The following is a 20,831-nucleotide window of genomic DNA, read 5'->3' as shown; positions in this document are numbered from 1 at the left end:
TTTTTAAGAGAGAAGTCATATCTATTTAGATATAGAAATATTTTAAATAATTACAAATAAATATTAGAGATAAGCTTGACTTTAGTTATAAATATCGTTAAAGTATTAGCATATAATTCTGACAATTCAGATAGGTATTAACTGCATTGTTGCAAAAATGGAGGGGGGATCACAATACGATGTCAGTACCTAAAATAACTTACGATGTATTTTCTGAGGACCCTTTTATAGAAAAGCTAACACTAGATGAAGAAACAAAAGGCGCATATGACATTTTAAAGTGGGCGTATGACACATATGGTGAGTCGATCGTGTATGCATGTAGTTTTGGTGCAGAAAGCATGGTGCTCATTCATATTATTAGTCAGATTAAACCTGATGCCCAAATCGTATTTTTAGACACAGATTTACATTTTCAAGAAACATACGATTTAATAGAAGATGTAAAACAACGTTTTCCTCAATTACGTATCGAAATGAAGAAACCAGACCTCACACTTGAAGAACAAGCAGAAAAATATCAACCCGCACTATGGAAAGCAAATCCCAACCAATGTTGTTATATACGAAAAATTAAACCACTAGAAGAAGTTTTATCTGGCGCAGTAGCTTGGATTTCTGGATTAAGAAGAGCTCAATCCCCAACAAGAGCACACACGAATTTCATTAATAAAGATGAACGTTTTAAATCAATAAAAATTTGTCCTTTGATTTATTGGACGGAAGAAGAAGTTTGGGACTATATCAATGATAATCATTTACCTTACAATGCTTTACATGATCAGCATTACCCAAGTATTGGATGTATTCCTTGTACTTCTCCAGTGTTTGATTCAGATGATTCCCGTGCAGGAAGATGGTCGAGCTTTTCCAAAACAGAATGTGGCTTACACGTAGCAGATAAGCCATAAAAATTTTACTACTTATTCTTATTATTCCGATATGAATTTAAAATAAAATTAGCATTGTAAAGTTATACACGGTTATTTCATAATAGAAGGGTAGATAAATAAAATAGTAATTATTGATAAGAGGTGGAACGATTGAGTTTAAGTGTAACAAACAGTCCATTTACTGCAGAACAAGCCAAACAACTTAGTGAAGTTATTGCTACGTTAACACCTGAACAAAAGGTATGGCTTAGTGGCTATTTAATTGCCAATCAACAGACAATACAAACCAATTCATCGGTTCAAAGTGAACAACTCTCAACAAAAGCTGAAGCAGTTATTCAAAGCAATGAACCGGAGATAGAACCAACACAGCGCAGTATTACGGTACTTTATGGTTCAGAAACAGGGAATGCGCAAGGTGTAGCTGAAATTTTTAGCGAACGTCTAACGAATCTTGGTCATAACGTTGTAATAAGTAGTATGGACACATTCAAAACAAAAGAACTTAAGAAAGTAGAAGATTTATTTATTGTCACATCGACACATGGAGAAGGTGACCCGCCAGATAATGCGCTAGAATTTCATGAATTCTTGCATAGTAGAAAGGCACCTAAGTTAGAAGGTGTTAGATTTTCAGTACTAGCTTTAGGAGATCAAACTTATGAATTTTTCTGCCAAACAGGTAAAGATTTTGATAAAAAACTAGCTGAATTAGGCGCAGAACGTTTATATGAACGTATTGATTGTGACATTGATTATGACGAAGATGCGGAAAAATGGATGGCTAACGTCATTAAAGCCATTGATACTGAGTCAAGAGGTACAGAAAGTGAACAAGTTATAAGTGAATCAATTAAAGCAGCTAAAGAACGAAAGTATTCTAAGAGTAATCCATATGAAGCAGAAATTTTGGACAATATTAATTTAAATGGCAAAGGTTCAAATAAAGAAACACGACATGTTGAATTGTTGCTAGATAATTTTGGAGAAGAATATGAACCTGGCGATTGCATTGTAGTATTACCACAAAATGATCCGCAAGTCGTTGATTTGCTTATCGCAACATTAGGATGGGATCCAGAAGAACAGATTCCTGTATCTGAAGATGGTGATACATTAATGTTATCCGATGCATTAACACGTCATTTTGAAATTACTAAGTTAACGAAGCCATTGCTACAACAAGCAGCAGTCATATTTGACAATGATGACTTGAGCGACAAAGTTCAAGATAATGAATGGGTTCAACAGTATATCAATGGTAGAGATTTTATTGATTTGCTTAATGATTTTGGAACGGATGAGTTGCTACCTGTAAACTTGTCACAGCTTTTACGTAAGTTGCCACCAAGAGAATATTCCATCTCAAGTAGCTATAAAGCAACGCCGGATGAAGTGCATATTACAGTGGGCGCAGTGAGATACCAATCTCACGGACGAGATCGCTCAGGTGTTTGTTCAGTTCAATTTGCAGAGCGTCTTCAGCCAGGAGATACGGTACCAATTTACTTAAAACGTAATCCAAATTTTAAGTTTCCAACAGAAGCGGATACGCCGATTATTATGATTGGTCCAGGAACAGGAGTCGCACCTTTTAGAGCTTGCATGCAAGAACGTGAAGAGCTTGGATTTAAAGGTAATACATGGCTATTCTTTGGAGATCAGCATTTTACAACAGACTTCTTATATCAAACTGAATGGCAAGCATGGTTAAAAGAGGGATACTTAGAAAAAATGGATGTGGCTTTTTCTAGAGATACAGACCACAAAATATATGTCCAACACCGTATTATGGAACGCAGTGCACAGTTTAATGCATGGTTAGAAAAAGGAGCATCTATCTATATTTGCGGTGATGAAAAACACATGGCAAAAGATGTGCATCAAGCCATCAAAGATGTGTTAGTAAAAGAACAGGGACTTAGTCAAGATGAAGCAGAAGCATATTTAAAACAACTTAAGAAAGATAAGCGTTATCAACGGGACGTATATTAAAAGAAAGGCAGGGGGATTCAATGGCAAAATCGAATGAGCAACTTGAGCAAGAATTAAATCAAAAACTTGATCAATTAGAATACATCAAAGATGATAGTAATTATCTACGTGGCACGATTGAACAAGGTTTAGCAGACCCGTTAACTGGTGCTATTTCCGATGATGACACTAAGTTGTTGAAATTTCATGGTAGCTATCAACAAGATGATAGGGATTTGCGTGACGAACGGCGAAAACAGAAGCTTGAGCCAGCGTATAGCTTTATGATCCGTGTACGTCTTCCTGGAGGGACAGCTACACCAGAACAATGGATAGCCATGGATGACATATCAAATCAATATGGTAATCACACAATGAAATTAACAACACGCCAAACATTCCAATTTCATGGCATTTTAAAGCGTAATTTAAAAGCATCTATGCGCCATATAAATGATGCATTACTAGACACGATTGCTGCATGTGGGGACGTCAATCGTAATACAATGTGTAATCCTAATCCGTATCAATCACGTTTTCATCAAGAAATGAATGATTATGCAGCAGCAATCAGTAATCATTTATTACCGCAAACCAATGCATATCATGAAATATGGTTAGATGGTGAAAAGGTGTTGGATTCAAGTGAAGAAGTTGAACCGATGTATGGTAAAACATATTTGCCACGTAAGTTTAAAATAGGCATTGCTTTACCGCCAAGCAATGATATTGATGTTTACTCACAAGATATTGGTTTAATAGCTATTGTTGACCATGATGAGTTGATAGGATTTAATGTCTTAGTTGGTGGTGGTATGGGTATGACACATGGCAATAAAAATACCTATCCACAAATCGGGCGTTTACTGGGTTATATACCTAAAGAAGAAGTGGTCGATGTTTGTGAAAAGATTTTAACGATTCAGCGTGATTATGGTAATCGTGTAGACCGAAAAAATGCACGCTTTAAATATACCGTTGATCGTTTAGGGCTTGAGAGAGTCAAAACAGAATTAAATCAACGTCTTGGATGGGAAATTCAAGAACCAAAAGCCTTTAAATTTGAGCATAACGGTGATCGTCTTGGTTGGATTCAAGGAGAACACAATTGGAATTTTACGCTGTTTATTCAAAATGGTCGTATTAAAGATTTAGAAGATTATAAATTGAAAACTGCTTTGCGAGAAATTGCTGAAGTACATCAAGGAGACTTTAGATTATCACCCAATCAAAATCTAATTATTGCTAATGTGTCTCCAGAACATAAAAAGGATATACAAGATATTATTGAACGTTATCAATTAACAGATGGTAGACACTATTCAGGTTTACGACGTAACTCTATGGCTTGTGTTGCATTTCCAACATGTGGTTTAGCTATGGCTGAGTCAGAACGCTACCTACCTTCATTGATTGGTAAAATAGAAGATTTACTAGATGAAGCAGGTGTTAGTGAAGAAGACATTACAATTCGTATGACAGGTTGCCCAAATGGTTGTGCACGTCCGGCATTGGCAGAAATAGCATTTATTGGGAAAGCACCAGGAAAATACAATATGTATTTAGGTGGTGGTTTCAAAGGAGAACGTTTGAATAAACTGTATAAAGAAAATATTGATGAACAACAAATTTTAGCAAGTTTGCGACCAATATTAATGGATTACGGTAAGTCACGTTTAGAGGGCGAACATTTCGGTGATTTCGTCATTCGTTCAGGCGTTATTGCTGAAGTGCATTCTGGTCAAGATTTTCATAGCTAATCAGCTAAAAAGAGGGTGTTAATATGGGGAAAGTCTACTTAGTTGGTGCGGGTCCAGGTGACCCGGAGCTGATTACAGTAAAAGGTTTAAAGGCAATTAAACAAGCGGATGTTATTTTATACGACCGTTTAGTCAATAGGGAACTCTTGGATTACGCAACGGCAGGTACAAAATTGTTTTATTGCGGAAAGGATCCTAATAGACAGTCGTTGCCACAGTCAGAAACGAACAAAATGCTTGTGAGCTTAGCTAAAAAAGGTCATACAGTAACACGTTTGAAAGGTGGAGATCCCTTTGTTTTTGGCCGTGGTGGTGAGGAAGCGGAAATATTAGCGCAACATCATATAGCATTTGAAATTATACCTGGTATTACAGCAGGAATTGCTGCGCCAGCCTATGCGGGGATTCCAGTGACGCATAGAGATTTTAGTTCATCTGTCGCTTTTGTGACTGCAGTGAATAAGCCAGGAATGACTAAAGCTGCTTATTGGGAACATCTCGCACATGGACCGGAAACGTTATGTATATATATGGGTGTTAAACGTTTGTCTGAAATTTGTGGTTTATTAATTAAATACGGTAAACCTATTGATACCCCTGTTGCATTAATCCACTTAGGTACAACAGCATATCAACAAACGGTCACTGGCACATTGAGTACAATAACAGAAGTAGCTAAAAATATTAAAAATCCAGCTATGATTGTAATTGGTCAAGTCGTACAGATGCATGATAAAATTCAATGGTTTACGGAACAAACTGAACAGATGAGAATGGACTATTCACAAGTGAATTCTAAATAAATTAACAGGAGGATAAAGATATGAATATGCCACTTATGGTTGATTTAGCAGGACAACGCATTGTAATTGTCGGAGGTGGGCAAGTTGCTGCCAGACGAGCTTCCAATTTTATCGACTACTGCCAAGATATTCATATCATTAGTCCTCAAGTTCATTCGTCATTAGAAGATTTAATAAATGCTGGACAAATCACCTGGCATCAAAAAGAATTTGACGCCGCTGATATAGCAGGTGCATTTTTAGTCGTTGCTGCGACAAATAATAAGGCTGTTAATCAACAAGTTAAAGCGCTGGTACCTACAGGCTGTTTATTCAATAATGCTGAAGATGCAACGTCTGGCAATGTCACTATTCCTAATATATTAAAAAGAGGTAAATTAACACTAAGCGTAGCCACGCAAGGCGCAAGTCCAAAGTTAGGGATACAAATAATTGAACAACTTAGCCACACGTATGATGAACGCTATGAGCAATACGTTGAATTTTTATATCAATGTAGACAGACGCTCAAACGAATAAATATTGAGCCATCTTATCGACAAGCATTATTGGCAAAGATCGTCTCTGACGACTATTTAGATCTTGATAAGCAACAAGCATTTTTACGATGGCTCCAAGCACAAGCTGAATAATAGGGGGCACTTAATTTATGAAAAAATTGTTGATTTTTGCATTAGCTGGATTTTTGGCCCAACTTGTAGATGGATCATTAGGCATGGGGTTCGGTGCGTCATCGTCCTCCATTTTATTAACATATGGTATTACACCAGCGATTGTGTCAGCAACGGTTCACTTTTCTGAAATAGCAACAACAGCAGCGTCAGGAACATCGCATTGGAAGTTTGATAATGTCCATCGATCGACCATGTTAAAGTTAGCAATTCCAGGTGCAATCTTTGGATTTTTAGGCGCGGCATTTTTAACACATATTCACAGTAGTGTTATTAAGCCATATATTGCAATATTTTTATTAGCAATGGGATTTTATATTTTATATCAATTTTTATTTCGTCGTCAGCATGAAACACATGAACATGTTGGTCAATTAAGTGGCTGGAAATTAATTCCACAAGGTGCGATTGCTGGTTTATTAGATGCGATTGGTGGCGGTGGCTGGGGACCAGTCAACACACCCATATTATTATCTAGTAAAAAGATACAACCTCGTTATGCGATTGGTACCGTATCAGCCAGTGAATTTTTCGTAACATTAGCCACATCGCTATCATTTATTTTATTTTTAGGGATAACACAAATTAATTGGTGGCTTGTTGTTGCATTAAGTATTGGTGGCATGGCTGCTGCACCTATTTCAGCATACTTAACAAAAATATTGCCCATTAATATATTAGCGATATGCGTAGGTGGTTTGATTATTTTTACCAATAGTAATGCTTTATTAAGTTATTTTGTCGACAATAGCACAATCATAAATGTCATAAGATTCGCAATTATTTGTAGTATTTTAGTACTTATCATTTTTGTTGCCATTCGCAACAGATTGTTATCTTTTTCTTACAAGAAAAACCGAGTAAACAAATATAATTAATTGGATAAAGGAGTTTTGTTTTATGTCAGTCTCAAAAGATATACTTCATTATACAATCAAACCACATGGTGGCGTACTTATTAATCGAGTCGTTGAAGGTATAGAACGAACACAGTTGAGTCAAGCAGCACAATCGTATAAAGCAATTACATTAAATCCATGGGCAATTTCAGACTTAGAATTAATTGCTATTGGCGGATTTAGCCCCTTAACTGGTTTTATGGGGCAAGAAGATTATAATCAAGTTATTGAAAAGACGCATTTAACAGATGGTTCAGTATGGAGTATTCCTATTACATTACCAGTTACAGAAGATGTTGCATCAAAGCTTGAAATTGGTGATCATATTGCTTTATATGGTGAAGATGGAGCACTATATGGCACTTTAAAGCTTACCGAAAAGTACACGTATGATAAGAAAAGAGAGGCTCAGCTTGTTTATGGTACGACCGATGTAAAACATCCTGGTGTGAAGAAAGTTTATGACAAAGGAAACGTATATCTAGCGGGACCAATTCAATTATTAAAGCGTCCACAGCATGATAAATTTGCGGATTACCATTTAGATCCGCACGAAACACGTCAGCTTTTTCATGATTTAGGTTGGAAGACGGTTGTCGGTTTCCAAACAAGAAATCCAGTGCACCGCGCACATGAATATATTCAAAAATCTGCTTTAGAAATTGTAGATGGCTTATTATTAAATCCATTGGTAGGTGAAACAAAAGCAGATGATATTCCAGCAGATGTACGTATGGAAAGTTACGAAACGATACTAAAACATTATTATCCTAAAAACCGTGCTCGATTAGTTATTTATCCAGCAGCAATGCGTTATGCAGGGCCAAAAGAAGCAGTTTTACATGCTATTGTACGCAAAAATTATGGATGTACACATTTTATTGTTGGACGTGATCATGCTGGTGTTGGCGATTATTATGGTACATATGAAGCCCAACAATTTATTTCTCAATTTGAAGATGAATTAGATATTCAAATTTTAAAATTCGAGCATGCGTTTTATTGCGAAGCATGTGGCAATATGGCTACGGCTAAAACATGTCCACATGATGCGACACAACATGTTCATTTAAGTGGTACAAAAGTCAGAGAAAAATTACGCAATGGAGAAGCATTACCAACCAAATTTTCACGACCAGAAGTTGCTGAAGTATTAATCAAAGGGTTACAACAACATTAAGGTGGGGGGAAGTAACATGAGTCAATCAAGTCATATTACATGGCACGATTCAGAAGTAACAAAAGTAGATAGACAAAAGCAAAATGGTCATAAAAGTGCAGTCATTTGGTTTACAGGACTATCTGGTTCTGGAAAGTCAACAGTGTCTGTCGCATTAGAGCAAGCTTTGTTTGAATTAGGAAAACATGCTTATCGTTTAGATGGAGACAATGTGCGACACGGTCTAAACAAGAATTTAGGCTTCAGTCCAGAGGATCGTAAAGAGAATATTCGACGCATTGGTGAAGTCAGTAAACTGCTTGTTGATGCAGGGACGATTGCAATCACAGCCTTTATTTCTCCATATCGTGTCGACCGTGATGACGTAAGGAATATATTAGAAGACGGGGAATTTATTGAAGTTTATACCCAATGTAGTGTTGAAGAATGTGAAAAGCGAGATCCTAAAGGTTTATATGCAAAAGCACGTTCAGGGGAAATCAAAGAATTTACCGGTATTAGCGCGCCTTATGAAGCACCGAATCATCCAGAAATTACAATTAATACTGAACAGCAAAGTGTAGAACAAGCTGTAGCACACATTCTTAATTATTTGACAGATAATAAATATCTTTAATAAGTGAAGCATAGAGAGTAAGCCAGTTTACTTTCTATGCTTTGTTTATGGAATGAGAAATAACATCATAAAGTATTATCATTTACTGATGGATTCATTTGTACTAACGTGTTTAAAAATGCATTATTGCTGAACATGTGATGAAATTGAAAATCTGTCAATTACAAAGATAATGAATTATAGAAATAAGATTGTTGCAAAACGTGTTGTCATATAAGTGAGACGCACATGAAAAATGTTTAGAAAAAAAGCATAGTGTGAATAATTTAAGAAACGTTAAATTAAAGTAGAAGAGGCGATATGAATGACTGTTTTGTCTGAACAGGAAAGAATAGATATTTTAGCAGACATCGTTAATATCAATACAGAGAATAATAATGAAATCGAGGTTTGCTACTATTTGAAAGAATTACTACAACGTTATGACATTGAATCAAAAATAATTGAAATTGAAGGTAAACGTTCAAATTTAGTAGCTGCAATTGGGTCAGGTAGACCTGTCATTGGTATATCTGGACATATGGATGTTGTAGACGCAGGTGATGAAGCGCAATGGATGTATCCCCCGTTTGAATTACATGAGCAAGATGGGAAATTATATGGGCGTGGTACATCTGATATGAAGGGCGGCCTTGCTGCGTTAGTCATTGCTATGATAGAAATAAAAGCTTCTAATTTGTTACAACAAGGTACCATCCGTCTTTTAGCAACAGCAGCTGAAGAAAAAGAAATGTCAGGATCAATGTTATTTCGTGATAAAGGTTACGTTGATGATTTGGATGGATTGATTATTGGTGAACCAAGTGATCATTATATAAACTATGCTAACAAAGGTTCAATGGGTATTAAAATTAAAGCTAAGGGTGTTGCCGCGCATAGTTCGTTACCTAATTTAGGACATAATGCAATAGATGACATAATTAGATATATACAAAAAATCAAAGAAAAATATGAAGATATTAAAAATAATGATAATAAACATTCATTAGACGTATCACCGCTAATTAAAGATTACTTTGGTGATAAGTTTAATGATAAGGAGCTTAGAAAATTAGAAAATGTTGCTGAGGGTTTAGTTATAGTTAACTCAATTATTTATGGTGGGGAACAGTTTAATACAGTACCTGAAAGTGCATATGCAGAATTTAATATACGTACAATTCCAGAATATGATAATGAAGCAATCATACAATTGTTTGAAGAAACTTTGTATGAAGTGGATCAGGCACAATTATCAATGGAAATCACTACGAATCATGCCCCTGTTTATAGCAACAAAGATAATTTGTTAGTGAAGTCATTTACTGAATATAAAGATGATTTAACAGTTACAGCGCTTGTCGGTGCGACAGATGCATCAGAATTATTAAAAGGTATAGATAATGTAGACTTAACCATTATCGGTCCTGGTTTTATGCGACAAGCACATCGAGCGAATGAATATATAGATAAACAGCATTATTTAGATTTTATTGATTTGTATCAACATGTCATTGTTGATTATTTAAACAAAAAGAGTAATTAAAAGAAACTTAACTATGAAGAAACATTTGATAATAAATGTCTTCATAGTTTTTTTATGAATAAATTTAATTGTTTTTGATGTCATTAACGTGAAAGCAATTATCAGTTTTATTACAACAAATGTAATAATCTGTTGATTATGATGTCTATCATTCCCAACATCATCGTTGTTAGAGATTGTTACAAAATAGCTATGAGTTTTACATTGAACGACTGTTTATTATGATTCTTTTACAAAATATTAACAACGCACACAGCAGCTTATTTTTCTGATAGAGTGTGATTTGTCGTTGAAACAACGAGAAAAAAATTAATCATGTTTTGTAACTTGAAGGTAGCCACGAGATAAAGAAATCATTATTTAAATGAATTTAGGAGGATATTTAATTATGAAAAAGATCGCTACAGCTACAATCGCAACAGCAGGATTTGCAACAATTGCACTCGCAGGAGGTCATGACGCACACGCTGCTGAACAAAACAATAATGGTTATAATCCAAATGATCCATATTCTTATAGCTATTCATATACAATTGACCAACAAGGTAATTATCACTACACTTGGCAAGGTAATTGGAGTCCAAACCAAGCACAACAAGGTCAATACTATTCATATAATTATACAAACACAGCAGGCACTCAAAACTACAACTACAATACGCAATATAGTCAAAACTATCAGCCACAAACTCAAGCATATCACGCAAACAATGGTGGCGGATTAGGTGCTAGCTATTCAACTTCTGATAGAAATGTTAAAGTAACAACTACACAAGCACCATCAAGTCATGCTTCAAATACTAGTGGTGGTTCAGCATTTTCAGGTAAATCAGGATCAAGCTCAAACCTATACACAGCAGGTCAATGTACGTATTACGTTTTTGATAAAGTAGGCGGAAAAATTGGCTCTACATGGGGTAACGCAAGTAACTGGGCTAGCGCAGCTGCATCAGAAGGCTATAATGTTAGCAATTCACCAAAACAAGGTGCGGTAATGCAAACATCTCAAGGTGCATATGGTCATGTCGCTTATGTTGAAAAAGTCAATAGTGATGGTTCAGTTAAAGTATCAGAAATGAATTACAATGGCGGACCTGGCGTTGTCTCTACACGTACAATTTCAGCAAGTCAAGCAAGCTCTTACAATTACATCTCATAATCAACTATTTGAACGGTTCATCCTACAATATTGTGCTTCAACAATATTGTAGGATTTTTTATTGCCTGCTGCTCAAAGTTCAAGGATTATTAACAACTCTTTGACAGTTATGTTAACATGTGGGTTTTTATTTGAAATACTATATATAGTGTTATAAGTTTAATATAAGTACTATATATAGAAATGGAATGATTTTTATGAAACAACTTGAAGCTGAATTACAAGGTCTCATTACCAAAGATCCAGCAATTGTAAATGAGAATGCCAATAAAGATAGCAATACATTTTCAACGATGCGTGATTTAACAGCAGGTGTCGTTTCAAAGTCATATGCATTACAACATTTATTACCTAAAAGAGTCGCACAAGCACATAAGAATGGAGATATACATTTTCATGATTTAGATTATCACCCATTCCAACCTTTAACAAACTGCTGCTTAATTGATGCAACATCAATGTTACAGCATGGGTTTGAGATTGGGAACGCCAATGTCACTACACCGAAATCAATTCAAACGGCGTCCGCACAACTTGTACAAATTATTGCCAATGTTTCTAGTAGCCAATATGGTGGCTGCACGGTCGACCGTGTTGATGAATTACTTAGTACATATGCACGACATAATGAAGCACATCACCGCAAAGTTGCTGAAACATTTGTTAGAGCAGATGCTATAGAAGATTATGTAGATCAACAAGTAACTAAAGATGTTAATGATGCTATAGAAAGTTTAGAGTATGAAATAAACACATTGTACACATCAAACGGTCAAACGCCATTTGTAACACTTGGATTTGGTTTAGGAACAGATAAACTAAGTCGAAAAATTCAACAGGCAATTTTGAACACACGTATCAAAGGACTAGGTAAAAATAGAATTACTGCAATCTTTCCAAAATTAGTCTTTACGATAAAAAAAGGCGTTAATTTTAGCGAAGAAGACCCTAATTATGACGTTAAGCAACTCGCTTTAAAATGCTCAACGAAACGCATGTACCCAGATGTTTTAAACTACGATACACTGGTTGATATTTTAGGTGATTTTAAAGCACCTATGGGTTGTCGTTCATTTTTACCAGCTTGGCGTGATGCTCAAGGGCAATTTGAGAATAGTGGTCGATGTAATTTAGGTGTCGTAACATTAAATATTCCGCGTATTGCGATTGAGTCTCAAGGCGATAAGTTAACGTTTTGGCGACTTTTCCATGAGCGTATGGATATTTTACATGAAGCCTTACTTTATCGTATTGAGCGTGTTGCACAAGCGGTTCCTGAAAATGCTCCGATTTTGTATAAAAGTGGCGCCTTTAAATATAAATTACAAGAAGGTGAAGATGTTACAGATTTATTTAAACATCGCCGTGCTACGATTTCTATGGGTTATATTGGGTTATATGAAGCAGCTACTGTATTTTATGGTCCAAACTGGGAAACAAATCCAGATGCCAAGGCCTTTACATTAGATATATTAAAAGAAATGAAGGATTATCAATTAGAATGGACGGAAGAGACGGACGTTTGGTTCAGTATTTATAGTACACCGAGCGAATCATTGACAGACCGTTTTTGCCGCTTAGATTATGAACGATTTGGCTCTATACCAGATATTACGGATAAAGGGTACTATCAAAATTCATTTCATTATGATGTGCGAAAAGATATTACACCTTTTGAAAAAATAGATTTCGAAAAGGATTATCCATACTATGCAAGCGGTGGATTTATTCACTATTGCGAATATCCAAAATTAAATCATAATTTAAAGGCGCTTGAAGCGGTTTGGGACTATGCCTACGATAAAGTTGGTTATTTAGGAACAAATATACCAATTGATCGTTGTTATGAATGTGGCTATGAAGGAGATTTTGAAACAACTGCTCAAGGATATACATGTCCACATTGTGGTAATCATGATCCTAAAACAGTAGATGTGGTCAAACGAACATGTGGTTATTTAGGAAATCCAGTACAACGACCTGTGATTGAAGGACGTCAAAAAGAAATTTGCGCAAGAGTTAAACATATGAAGGAACCAAAATAAAATGAGTGTACTTGACGTTACAGAAGGTCGTGGTTATATTGCCAAAATTGAACAACATAGTTTTGTTGATGGTGAAGGCGTTCGCGTCAGCATGTATGTATCAGGTTGTCCCTTTCTATGCGAAGGATGTTACAATGTAGCTGCTCAACGTTTTACTTACGGCGAACCCTTTAATGATGAAACGCTTGAAGCAATTTTGCACTACTGTGAACCGGACTATATTGCTGGATTGAGTATACTCGGTGGTGAACCATTTTGTAATGTTGATATTACCTTGAAAGTTGCTCGTGCCTTTCGTCAAAAGTTTGGACACCGCAAATCATTGTGGGTATGGACAGGATTTTTGTATGAATATTTAAGTCATGATGCAGGAATAAGATATCAACTATTATCTTTGATTGATGTCTTAGTAGACGGTCCATTTATACAAGCGCTATTTCAACCTAATTTAGCTTATAAAGGTTCATTAAATCAACGTGTCATTAATGTTCCAGCATCCTTAAAAAAAGGAACCCCAGTCATTTATGTAGAAGATTAAACATAAAGTAATAGGGAAAATAAATAGTATAAGTGCATGAGTTAAGGTGCATAGGAGTGATGTATATGAAGTTAATCATCATCATCGGGCAATGGCTCATAGCTATTTTTGATTGTTGGTTCAATATTAGAAGAACGTCACTATCGCAAACAGCGCCAGAAAAAACAATCATCACAAAATAAATAAATATTTAAGAGGGATAGCGTCGAAGTGACGCATCTCTTTTATTTTTGTCACAATTTAAGTTATTATAAGACAAATATATATACATTTTTGTATACTTTTTGCATTCTATAGTGATAAAATATTTAATGTTAAAAATATCACAAAGAAATTGTGTTAGGAGTTAAGATTATGATTCTTTTTGCCATAGAAATAGGAATTATGATTGCAGCTATTTTATTAGGATTACGAACTGCAGGCGCTTTAGGTTGTGGTATTTTCGCAATTGTGGCGCAACTCATTATGATATTTGTTTTTCAATTACCTCCTGGATCTGCCCCAGTTACAGCAGTCTTAATTATTCTTTCTATTGGTATTGCTGGGGGTACACTCCAGTCAACAGGCGGTATAGATTATTTAGTATACCTAGCTTCTAAAGTGATTGAAAAATATCCAAAATCTATTATTTTTATTTCACCGATTATTGTCTTTATCTTTGTTTTTGGTATTGGTACTGCGAATATTGCTTTATCATTAGAACCGATTATTGCGAAAACAGCAATGAAAGCAGGTATTCAACCTAGACGCCCTTTGATTGCCTCTGTATTGACAGCAAACTTAGCATTGCTATGTAGTCCTGCAGCTGCAGCTACAGCTTATATCACCTCGGTGTTAGCAGGTTATGACATTAGCATGGGCAAATATTTAAGTGTTGTTTTTCCTACAGCAATTTTGACAATGTTGCTATTAAGTGTATTTTGTACTTTGGCTGGACGTAAAAAAGAACAAGCACAACGCTTTGAATTGAAAGATTTAGAAGTCAAAGTACCAACCACGTTTCCATCAAAAGTAAAACTTGGTGTGGCTAGTTTCTTATTATGTGTAGTCGGGATATTAACATTTGGAATTTTTCCGCAATTGATGCCAAGCTTTAATATAGATGGTAAGTCAGTAGAAGTAACGATGACTGAAATTGTTCAATTCTTTATGTATTTAGCTGCTGCGATTAATCTATTATTAAATAAAATTGATACGACGGATATCTTATCATCACACATTACACAATCAGCTATAGGTGCTTTATTTGCGGTTCTTGGACCTGGATGGTTAGGTGCCACGGTATTTAATGCACCTCAAAATTTAAAAATTTTAAAGGAAGATGTAGGTGCTGTGATTCAAGTAGCACCATGGTTAGTTATTCTTTTAGTCTCTATTGTAGCGATAGTTGTCATATCACAGACTGCAACAGCTTCGATTATGTTTCCTATTGTTCTTAGTATAGGTATCCCACCAATGTTTTTTGTTGCTATGGTGCAAACGATAAATGTGAACTTTGTCATCCCAGCACAACCTACTTTACTCTTTGCAGTTGATTTAGATGAAACGAAGCGTACTAAAGTGACCAGCTTTATTATTCCTGGATTCTTTATGATTACGGTGTCAGTGCTTATTGGTTTTTCAATTAAAGCAATATTAGGTTATTAATAGTAGTAAATTATTTACGAATCTAGAACATCATTCTTAGGAAAAATAGGGAGCGAGACAGAATTCATAATGAATTCCTAGTCTCGCCCTGGCAAGGTTGGCTGGGATTGAAAAAAGCTTGGTATAAACGTATTTTCAATCCAGTCAACTACTGCCAATATATATCGCTCATAGTCTAAAATATAATGATGTCCTATACAGTTATTTTTTACAGTACTTTGAATTATGGGCTTGCTAGCTTAGGAGAAAGCTTTCTTAACCCCAACTTGCTTTGCTTGGCGAATTTCTGCTCGAAATTCTCTTTGTTGGGGCCCCGACCCCAACTTGCTTTGTTTGGTGAATTTCTGCTCGAAATTCTCTTTGTTGGGGCCCCGACCCCAACTTGCTTTGCTTGGTGAAATGTGCTTTGCATTTCTTTCTGTTGGGTTGATGCATCCTCGGAGTCTTGCCATAAATATGACTTATTAATATTTAAAATATTTTTAAAAAAATAACATAACTCAATATGTACGCTACCAATAAAAATCTTCAGTTTTAATACCTCTTACTATATTAATGATATTGTGGAAACCATATTTGAAGAAAATTTTTGCGTTTTAATTTTAACCCATTTCATTTATACTCCAGATTGTTCCTTATCTTGTCAGAGAAATCGATGTTTCAGTCTCTTTTTTTATCAATAAAGTACGATTTGAAAATAAATATATATTCACTAAATATGTATATTAATTCAAATAAAAGCATAGGCATTGAGCGTTTAGTTTGTTAAATCCAAACTTAACACTGTTATTTTGGCAATGTTCTCTCTGCTTGTAAAATGACATAATATATAATTATTCACTTATTACTAACTATAATTTTGTATTGAATTTGCATTATTATGTTTTTTTAGATATTGTCAATTTTGTGAATTAATAACAATTTGTTTGATAACCATATTTTCAAAGTTTCAATCTTTATCGATACTAAAGGAGGATCAACATTGAAAAAAGAGAAAATAATGGATTGGCCTACCTTTATAGGTACGGTAGTCATTTTATTGTTAGCAGTCATTCCAATGATGGCTTTTCCGTCTGCAAGTGAAAAGGTCATTACAGATATTAATAGTGCTATTTCTAATTCTATAGGTTCCTTATATTTATTTATTGGACTTGCAATTTTATGTTTCGTACTTTACATAGCATTTGGTAAATATGGGAATGTCACTTTGGGTAAAGCAAGTGATAAGCCGGAGTTCAGCAATTTCAGTTGGGCATCTATGCTGTTTTGTGCAGGTATAGGTTCTGATATTTTATACTGGGGTGTTATTGAATGGGCATATTATTATCAAGTGCCTCCAAATGGAGCGAAACCAATGTCAGATCAAGCATTAACGTTTGCGACACAGTATGGTATGTTCCATTGGGGACCAATTGCTTGGGCAATTTATGTCTTGCCAGCACTTCCGATTGGATACTTGGTCTTTGTAAAAAAGCAACCAATTTATAAAATTAGCCAAGCGTGTCGTCCTGTGCTCAAAGGTCAGACAGACAAGTTTTTAGGTAAGCTTGTAGATGTACTCTTTATCTTCGGTTTGTTAGGAGGAGCTGCAACATCATTAGCGCTTGGTGTACCAATGATCTCAGCTGGCGTTGAAAAATTAACTGGACTTGATGGACAAAATATGGTGCTACGATCAATTATCCTTTTCACAATTACAGTGATCTTTGCTATTAGTTCATATACAGGTTTAAAAAAGGGTATTCAAAAATTAAGTGATGTCAATGTATGGTTATCATTTTTATTATTAGGATTTGTGTTTATCGTTGGGCCAACCATCTTTATTATGGAAACAACAATTACAGGATTTGGTAATATGTTACGTGACTTTTTCCACATGGCAACGTGGATGGAACCATTTGGTGGAATTAAAGGACGTAAAGAAACGAATTTCCCTCAAGATTGGACGATTTTTTATTGGTCATGGTGGCTTGTTTACGCACCATTTATTGGACTGTTTATTGCGCGGATTTCTAAAGGTAGAAGACTAAAAGAAGTCATATTAGGTACGATTGTTTATGGAACATTAGGATGTGTGTTGTTCTTTGGTATATTTGGAAACTACGCAGTATACCTACAAATTTCTGAACAATTCAACGTTATTCAATATTTAAATAGTCATGGTACTGAAGCGACGATTATCGAAGTAATGCATCAATTACCTTTTCCAACAACAGTCATTGTCCTATTCTTGCTTTCTGCGTTTTTATTCTTAGCAACGACATTTGATTCTGGGTCGTACATTTTAGCGGCAGCAACACAGAAGAAAGTATTAGGTGAACCATTAAAAGCGAATCGTTTATTCTGGGCTTTTGCATTATGCTTATTACCATTTTCACTCATGTTAGTGGGTGGCGAACGTGCGTTAGAGGTGCTAAAAACTGCGTCAATATTAGCCAGTGTGCCACTGATTGTCATCTTTATTTGCATGATGGTATCGTTTATTATTACCTTGAGTAAAGATAGAATTAAACTGGAAACTCGTGCGGATAAATTGAAAGAAGTAGAACGTCGTTCATTGCGTATCGTTCAAGTAAGAGAGAATAATGACGAAGACGATAATTTATAATATATGCAAAAACGTCTATGATCAGCTGATAAAGATCATAGACGTTTTTTGTTTAATTATTGTTTTCTTGGCTGTTTGGAATAGGAAAGTAGTCAAATATTTCGCCAGTTTCTAATGCTGTAGTTAAATTTGACAACCACTGACAATATATTTTTGTATGTTTCAATTGCTGCTCAATATTAAGCGCATCTTGCTTAATTTCATCATCAATTGCCTCATCATTTAGCACTGAAGTAATGATTTTTTCGGCTTCAATAATTGCTGCCATATTAGTGTCAACTTCACGCTCCCATTTTTTAGTGAAGAAATTGCGGAAAAAGGTAAAAAAGTCTTTTTCTGCGATAAAATGTTGTTTTCGACTGCCTCGCGTAAATTGTTGTTTCACTAAATCGAATTCTTGAAGCTTCTTGACACCTGCACTCATACTTGGTTTGCTCATCTGAAGATGTTCACGCATTTCATCTAATGTCATGCTACCTTCAAAGACCATTGTCCCAAACAAATTTCCGACGCTGCGATTTGTGCCATACAAGTCCATAGTTTGCCCAATAGAATTAATGACTAAATCTTTAGCAGCTTCTAATTTTTCTTCATTTGACTGTGAATGTACCATACGCTCACCTCCATTATCCAGTTCATTAGCTGCATTCACTGTTAGATATTACCAATTCATACTTGCACATTATAGAAAATTTTTCAATCACTTTAAAAAGATAGAAGCAGGACAGCATTCATTATGAATTCGTAGTTCTGCCCCAGCAAGGTTGACTAGAATTGAAAAAAGCTTGGTATCAGCGTATTTTTAATCCAGTCAACTACTGCCAATATATCGCTCATAGTCTAAAACATAATTATGTCCTAAACTCTAGATAAAATTATGACAATATCATGAAATTTGACATTAAATTTTCACATATGCTAGCATATGATTTATAAAATTCGTTAAATATAAATTTAACAAACTTAACGGAGGTCGTTTGATGAAACTTGTAGAAAAATTGTCGCAGCGTCAATATATCGATGGTAAATGGGTTGAAAGCTCAAATAAAAATACAAGAGAAATTATCAATCCTTATAATCAAGAGGTTGTTTTTACCGTAACAGAAGGTACAGCTGAAGATGCCGAACAAGCTATTTTAGCAGCGCGTCGTGCATTTGAAGATGGCGAATGGTCATTAGAAACAAGTGAAGTCAGAGGGAAAAAAGTTAGAGCTATTGCTGACAAAATTACGGAACATCGTGATGAGTTAGCTCAATTAGAAACACTAGATACAGGTAAAACACTAGGAGAGTCATATGCAGATATGGATGATATTGCTAATGTCTTTAACTATTTTGCTGGATTAGCTGATAAAGACGGTGGAGAGATTATCAATACGCCAATTCCAAACACTGAAAGTAAAGTTGTTAAAGAACCTGTTGGTGTTGTCACTCAAATTACACCTTGGAATTATCCTTTATTACAAGCGTCTTGGAAAATTGCGCCAGCATTAGCAACTGGTTGTTCGCTTGTAATGAAACCAAGTGAAATTACACCATTGACTACAATTAGAGTATTTGAATTAATGGAAGAAGTTGGTTTCCCTAAAGGCGTGATTAATTTGATACTAAGTAGTGGTGAAGAAGTAGGGGACACATTATCGGGTCATAAAGAAGTGGATCTAGTTTCATTTACAGGCGGAATTGAGACCGGAAAACACATTATGAAAAATGCTGCGAATAATGTAACGAACATAGCATTAGAACTGGGTGGTAAGAACCCTAATATTATTTTTGCTGATGCTGACTTCGACTTAGCGGTAGATCAAGCATTAAATGGTGGTTACTTCCATGCAGGCCAAGTTTGTTCAGCTGGATCACGTATTTTAGTTCATAACGATATCAAAGGTGATTTTGAAAAAGCACTTATTGATCGTGTAGGTAAAATTAAATTAGGGAACGGCTTCGATGATGATACTGAAATGGGGCCAGTTATCTCTACAGAACATCGTGACAAAATTGAAAGCTATATGGAAATTGCTAAAAAAGAGGGCGCTACAATTGCTATTGGCGGCAAACGTCCCGATAGAGAAGACCTACAAAATGGGTTATTCTTTGAACCAACAGTTATCACAAATTGCGATACATCAATGCGTATTGTTCAAGAAGAAGTCTTTGGACCTGTTGTGACTATTGAGGGATTTGATAGCGAAGAAGAAGTTATAGAATTAGCTAATGACTCAATTTATGGCTTAGCTGGTGCCGTATTCACAAAAGACTTAGGTAAAGCACAGCGTGTGGCTAATAAACTTAAATTAGGTACAGTGTGGATAAATGATTTCCATCCTTACTTTGCTCAAGCACCATGGGGTGGTTTTAAACAATCAGGTATTGGTCGCGAATTAGGTAAAGAAGGATTAGAAGAATATTTAATCAGTAAACATATTTTAACGAATACGAAGCCAGAACCAATCAATTTCTTTAGTAAATAAAAGAGCGTTCATACATTGTAAATAAAGTTAAAACAAACTTAT

At 35.3% G+C, this 20,831-nt stretch carries 16 protein-coding genes; 15 read left to right on the top strand and 1 reads right to left on the bottom strand.

Annotation, left to right across the window (positions count from 1 at the left end):
* The first annotated feature begins 179 nt into the window (after positions 1-179).
* The 14 genes from CD041_RS09320 (at position 180) to CD041_RS09250 (ending at position 18,318) form a co-directional block, all read left to right on the top strand.
* Positions 180-911, top strand: coding sequence for a phosphoadenylyl-sulfate reductase (locus tag CD041_RS09320; RefSeq protein ID WP_002460603.1), 732 nt, complete (start codon positions 180-182; stop codon positions 909-911).
* A 132-nt stretch (positions 912-1,043) separates the two neighbouring features.
* A complete protein-coding gene (locus CD041_RS09315; protein WP_070648370.1) occupies positions 1,044-2,888 on the top strand; it encodes an assimilatory sulfite reductase (NADPH) flavoprotein subunit in 1,845 nt (614 codons plus the stop codon).
* A gap of 20 nt (positions 2,889-2,908) precedes the next feature.
* Entirely contained in the window at positions 2,909-4,627 is a 1,719-nt protein-coding gene (gene cysI, locus CD041_RS09310) for an assimilatory sulfite reductase (NADPH) hemoprotein subunit (RefSeq protein ID WP_012990699.1), read from the top strand.
* A 23-nt stretch (positions 4,628-4,650) separates the two neighbouring features.
* Entirely contained in the window at positions 4,651-5,430 is a 780-nt protein-coding gene (gene cobA / locus CD041_RS09305; protein ID WP_002460598.1) for a uroporphyrinogen-III C-methyltransferase, read from the top strand.
* 20 nt (positions 5,431-5,450) lie between these two features.
* Positions 5,451-6,062 carry an NAD(P)-binding protein gene (locus CD041_RS09300; RefSeq protein WP_062078176.1) on the top strand — a complete coding sequence of 204 codons (612 nt, stop codon included), beginning with the start codon at positions 5,451-5,453 and terminating at the stop codon, positions 6,060-6,062.
* Positions 6,063-6,079: 17 nt separating this feature from the next.
* Positions 6,080-6,979 (top strand): sulfite exporter TauE/SafE family protein, encoded by a 900-nt coding sequence (locus CD041_RS09295; protein ID WP_002460596.1) that lies wholly within the window; start codon positions 6,080-6,082, stop codon positions 6,977-6,979.
* A 22-nt stretch (positions 6,980-7,001) separates the two neighbouring features.
* A complete protein-coding gene (gene sat, locus CD041_RS09290) occupies positions 7,002-8,180 on the top strand; it encodes a sulfate adenylyltransferase (RefSeq protein ID WP_037545796.1) in 1,179 nt (392 codons plus the stop codon).
* 16 nt (positions 8,181-8,196) lie between these two features.
* Positions 8,197-8,796 (top strand): adenylyl-sulfate kinase, encoded by a 600-nt coding sequence (gene cysC, locus CD041_RS09285; RefSeq protein WP_070648368.1) that lies wholly within the window; start codon positions 8,197-8,199, stop codon positions 8,794-8,796.
* A gap of 304 nt (positions 8,797-9,100) precedes the next feature.
* Positions 9,101-10,321: an ArgE/DapE family deacylase gene (locus tag CD041_RS09280; protein WP_070648366.1), complete on the top strand. Its 1,221-nt coding sequence runs from the start codon at positions 9,101-9,103 to the stop codon at positions 10,319-10,321.
* 388 nt (positions 10,322-10,709) lie between these two features.
* Positions 10,710-11,480 (top strand): CHAP domain-containing protein, encoded by a 771-nt coding sequence (locus CD041_RS09275; RefSeq protein ID WP_002478537.1) that lies wholly within the window; start codon positions 10,710-10,712, stop codon positions 11,478-11,480.
* A 197-nt stretch (positions 11,481-11,677) separates the two neighbouring features.
* On the top strand, positions 11,678-13,525 hold the full coding sequence (gene nrdD / locus CD041_RS09270) for an anaerobic ribonucleoside-triphosphate reductase (RefSeq protein ID WP_002478538.1): 1,848 nt from the start codon (positions 11,678-11,680) through the stop codon (positions 13,523-13,525).
* 1 nt (position 13,526) lies between these two features.
* Positions 13,527-14,063, top strand: coding sequence for an anaerobic ribonucleoside-triphosphate reductase activating protein (gene nrdG, locus CD041_RS09265; protein WP_002460588.1), 537 nt, complete (start codon positions 13,527-13,529; stop codon positions 14,061-14,063).
* A gap of 354 nt (positions 14,064-14,417) precedes the next feature.
* The gene (locus CD041_RS09260) at positions 14,418-15,710 is read left to right on the top strand and encodes an anaerobic C4-dicarboxylate transporter family protein (protein WP_070648360.1); all 1,293 of its coding nucleotides are present in this window, start codon (positions 14,418-14,420) and stop codon (positions 15,708-15,710) included.
* 982 nt (positions 15,711-16,692) lie between these two features.
* A complete protein-coding gene (locus CD041_RS09250) occupies positions 16,693-18,318 on the top strand; it encodes a BCCT family transporter (protein ID WP_002478541.1) in 1,626 nt (541 codons plus the stop codon).
* A 52-nt stretch (positions 18,319-18,370) separates the two neighbouring features.
* Here CD041_RS09250 and cudC read toward each other — a convergent pair whose 3' ends face one another.
* Positions 18,371-18,931 (bottom strand): choline uptake/conversion transcriptional regulator CudC, encoded by a 561-nt coding sequence (cudC, locus tag CD041_RS09245; RefSeq protein WP_002478542.1) that lies wholly within the window; start codon positions 18,929-18,931, stop codon positions 18,371-18,373.
* Positions 18,932-19,298: 367 nt separating this feature from the next.
* Here cudC and betB point away from each other — a divergent pair, with 367 nt between their 5' ends.
* Positions 19,299-20,789 (top strand): betaine-aldehyde dehydrogenase, encoded by a 1,491-nt coding sequence (gene betB / locus CD041_RS09240; protein ID WP_002478543.1) that lies wholly within the window; start codon positions 19,299-19,301, stop codon positions 20,787-20,789.
* The last annotated feature ends 42 nt before the right edge of the window (positions 20,790-20,831 follow it).

Origin of the sequence: Staphylococcus lugdunensis, assembly GCF_002901705.1 — a bacterium.
Taxonomy (GTDB): Bacteria; Bacillota; Bacilli; order Staphylococcales; family Staphylococcaceae; genus Staphylococcus; species Staphylococcus lugdunensis.
The sequence above is the reverse complement of the archived record's forward strand: the minus strand, read 5'-3'. Positions and strand labels throughout refer to the sequence as shown.

Bases quoted from the DNA above. Each gene is read 5' to 3' on its own strand.
- CD041_RS09320 (WP_002460603.1), top strand. From the start codon at position 180: ATGTCAGTACCTAAAATAACTTACGATGTATTTTCTGAGGACCCTTTT.
- cysI (WP_012990699.1), top strand. From the start codon at position 2,909: ATGGCAAAATCGAATGAGCAACTTGAGCAAGAATTAAATCAAAAACTT.
- cobA (WP_002460598.1), top strand. From the start codon at position 4,651: ATGGGGAAAGTCTACTTAGTTGGTGCGGGTCCAGGTGACCCGGAGCTG.
- CD041_RS09300 (WP_062078176.1), top strand. From the start codon at position 5,451: ATGAATATGCCACTTATGGTTGATTTAGCAGGACAACGCATTGTAATT.
- CD041_RS09295 (WP_002460596.1), top strand. From the start codon at position 6,080: ATGAAAAAATTGTTGATTTTTGCATTAGCTGGATTTTTGGCCCAACTT.
- sat (WP_037545796.1), top strand. From the start codon at position 7,002: ATGTCAGTCTCAAAAGATATACTTCATTATACAATCAAACCACATGGT.
- cysC (WP_070648368.1), top strand. From the start codon at position 8,197: ATGAGTCAATCAAGTCATATTACATGGCACGATTCAGAAGTAACAAAA.
- CD041_RS09280 (WP_070648366.1), top strand. From the start codon at position 9,101: ATGACTGTTTTGTCTGAACAGGAAAGAATAGATATTTTAGCAGACATC.
- CD041_RS09275 (WP_002478537.1), top strand. From the start codon at position 10,710: ATGAAAAAGATCGCTACAGCTACAATCGCAACAGCAGGATTTGCAACA.
- nrdD (WP_002478538.1), top strand. From the start codon at position 11,678: ATGAAACAACTTGAAGCTGAATTACAAGGTCTCATTACCAAAGATCCA.
- nrdG (WP_002460588.1), top strand. From the start codon at position 13,527: ATGAGTGTACTTGACGTTACAGAAGGTCGTGGTTATATTGCCAAAATT.
- CD041_RS09260 (WP_070648360.1), top strand. From the start codon at position 14,418: ATGATTCTTTTTGCCATAGAAATAGGAATTATGATTGCAGCTATTTTA.
- cudC (WP_002478542.1), bottom strand. From the start codon at position 18,931: ATGGTACATTCACAGTCAAATGAAGAAAAATTAGAAGCTGCTAAAGAT.
- betB (WP_002478543.1), top strand. From the start codon at position 19,299: ATGAAACTTGTAGAAAAATTGTCGCAGCGTCAATATATCGATGGTAAA.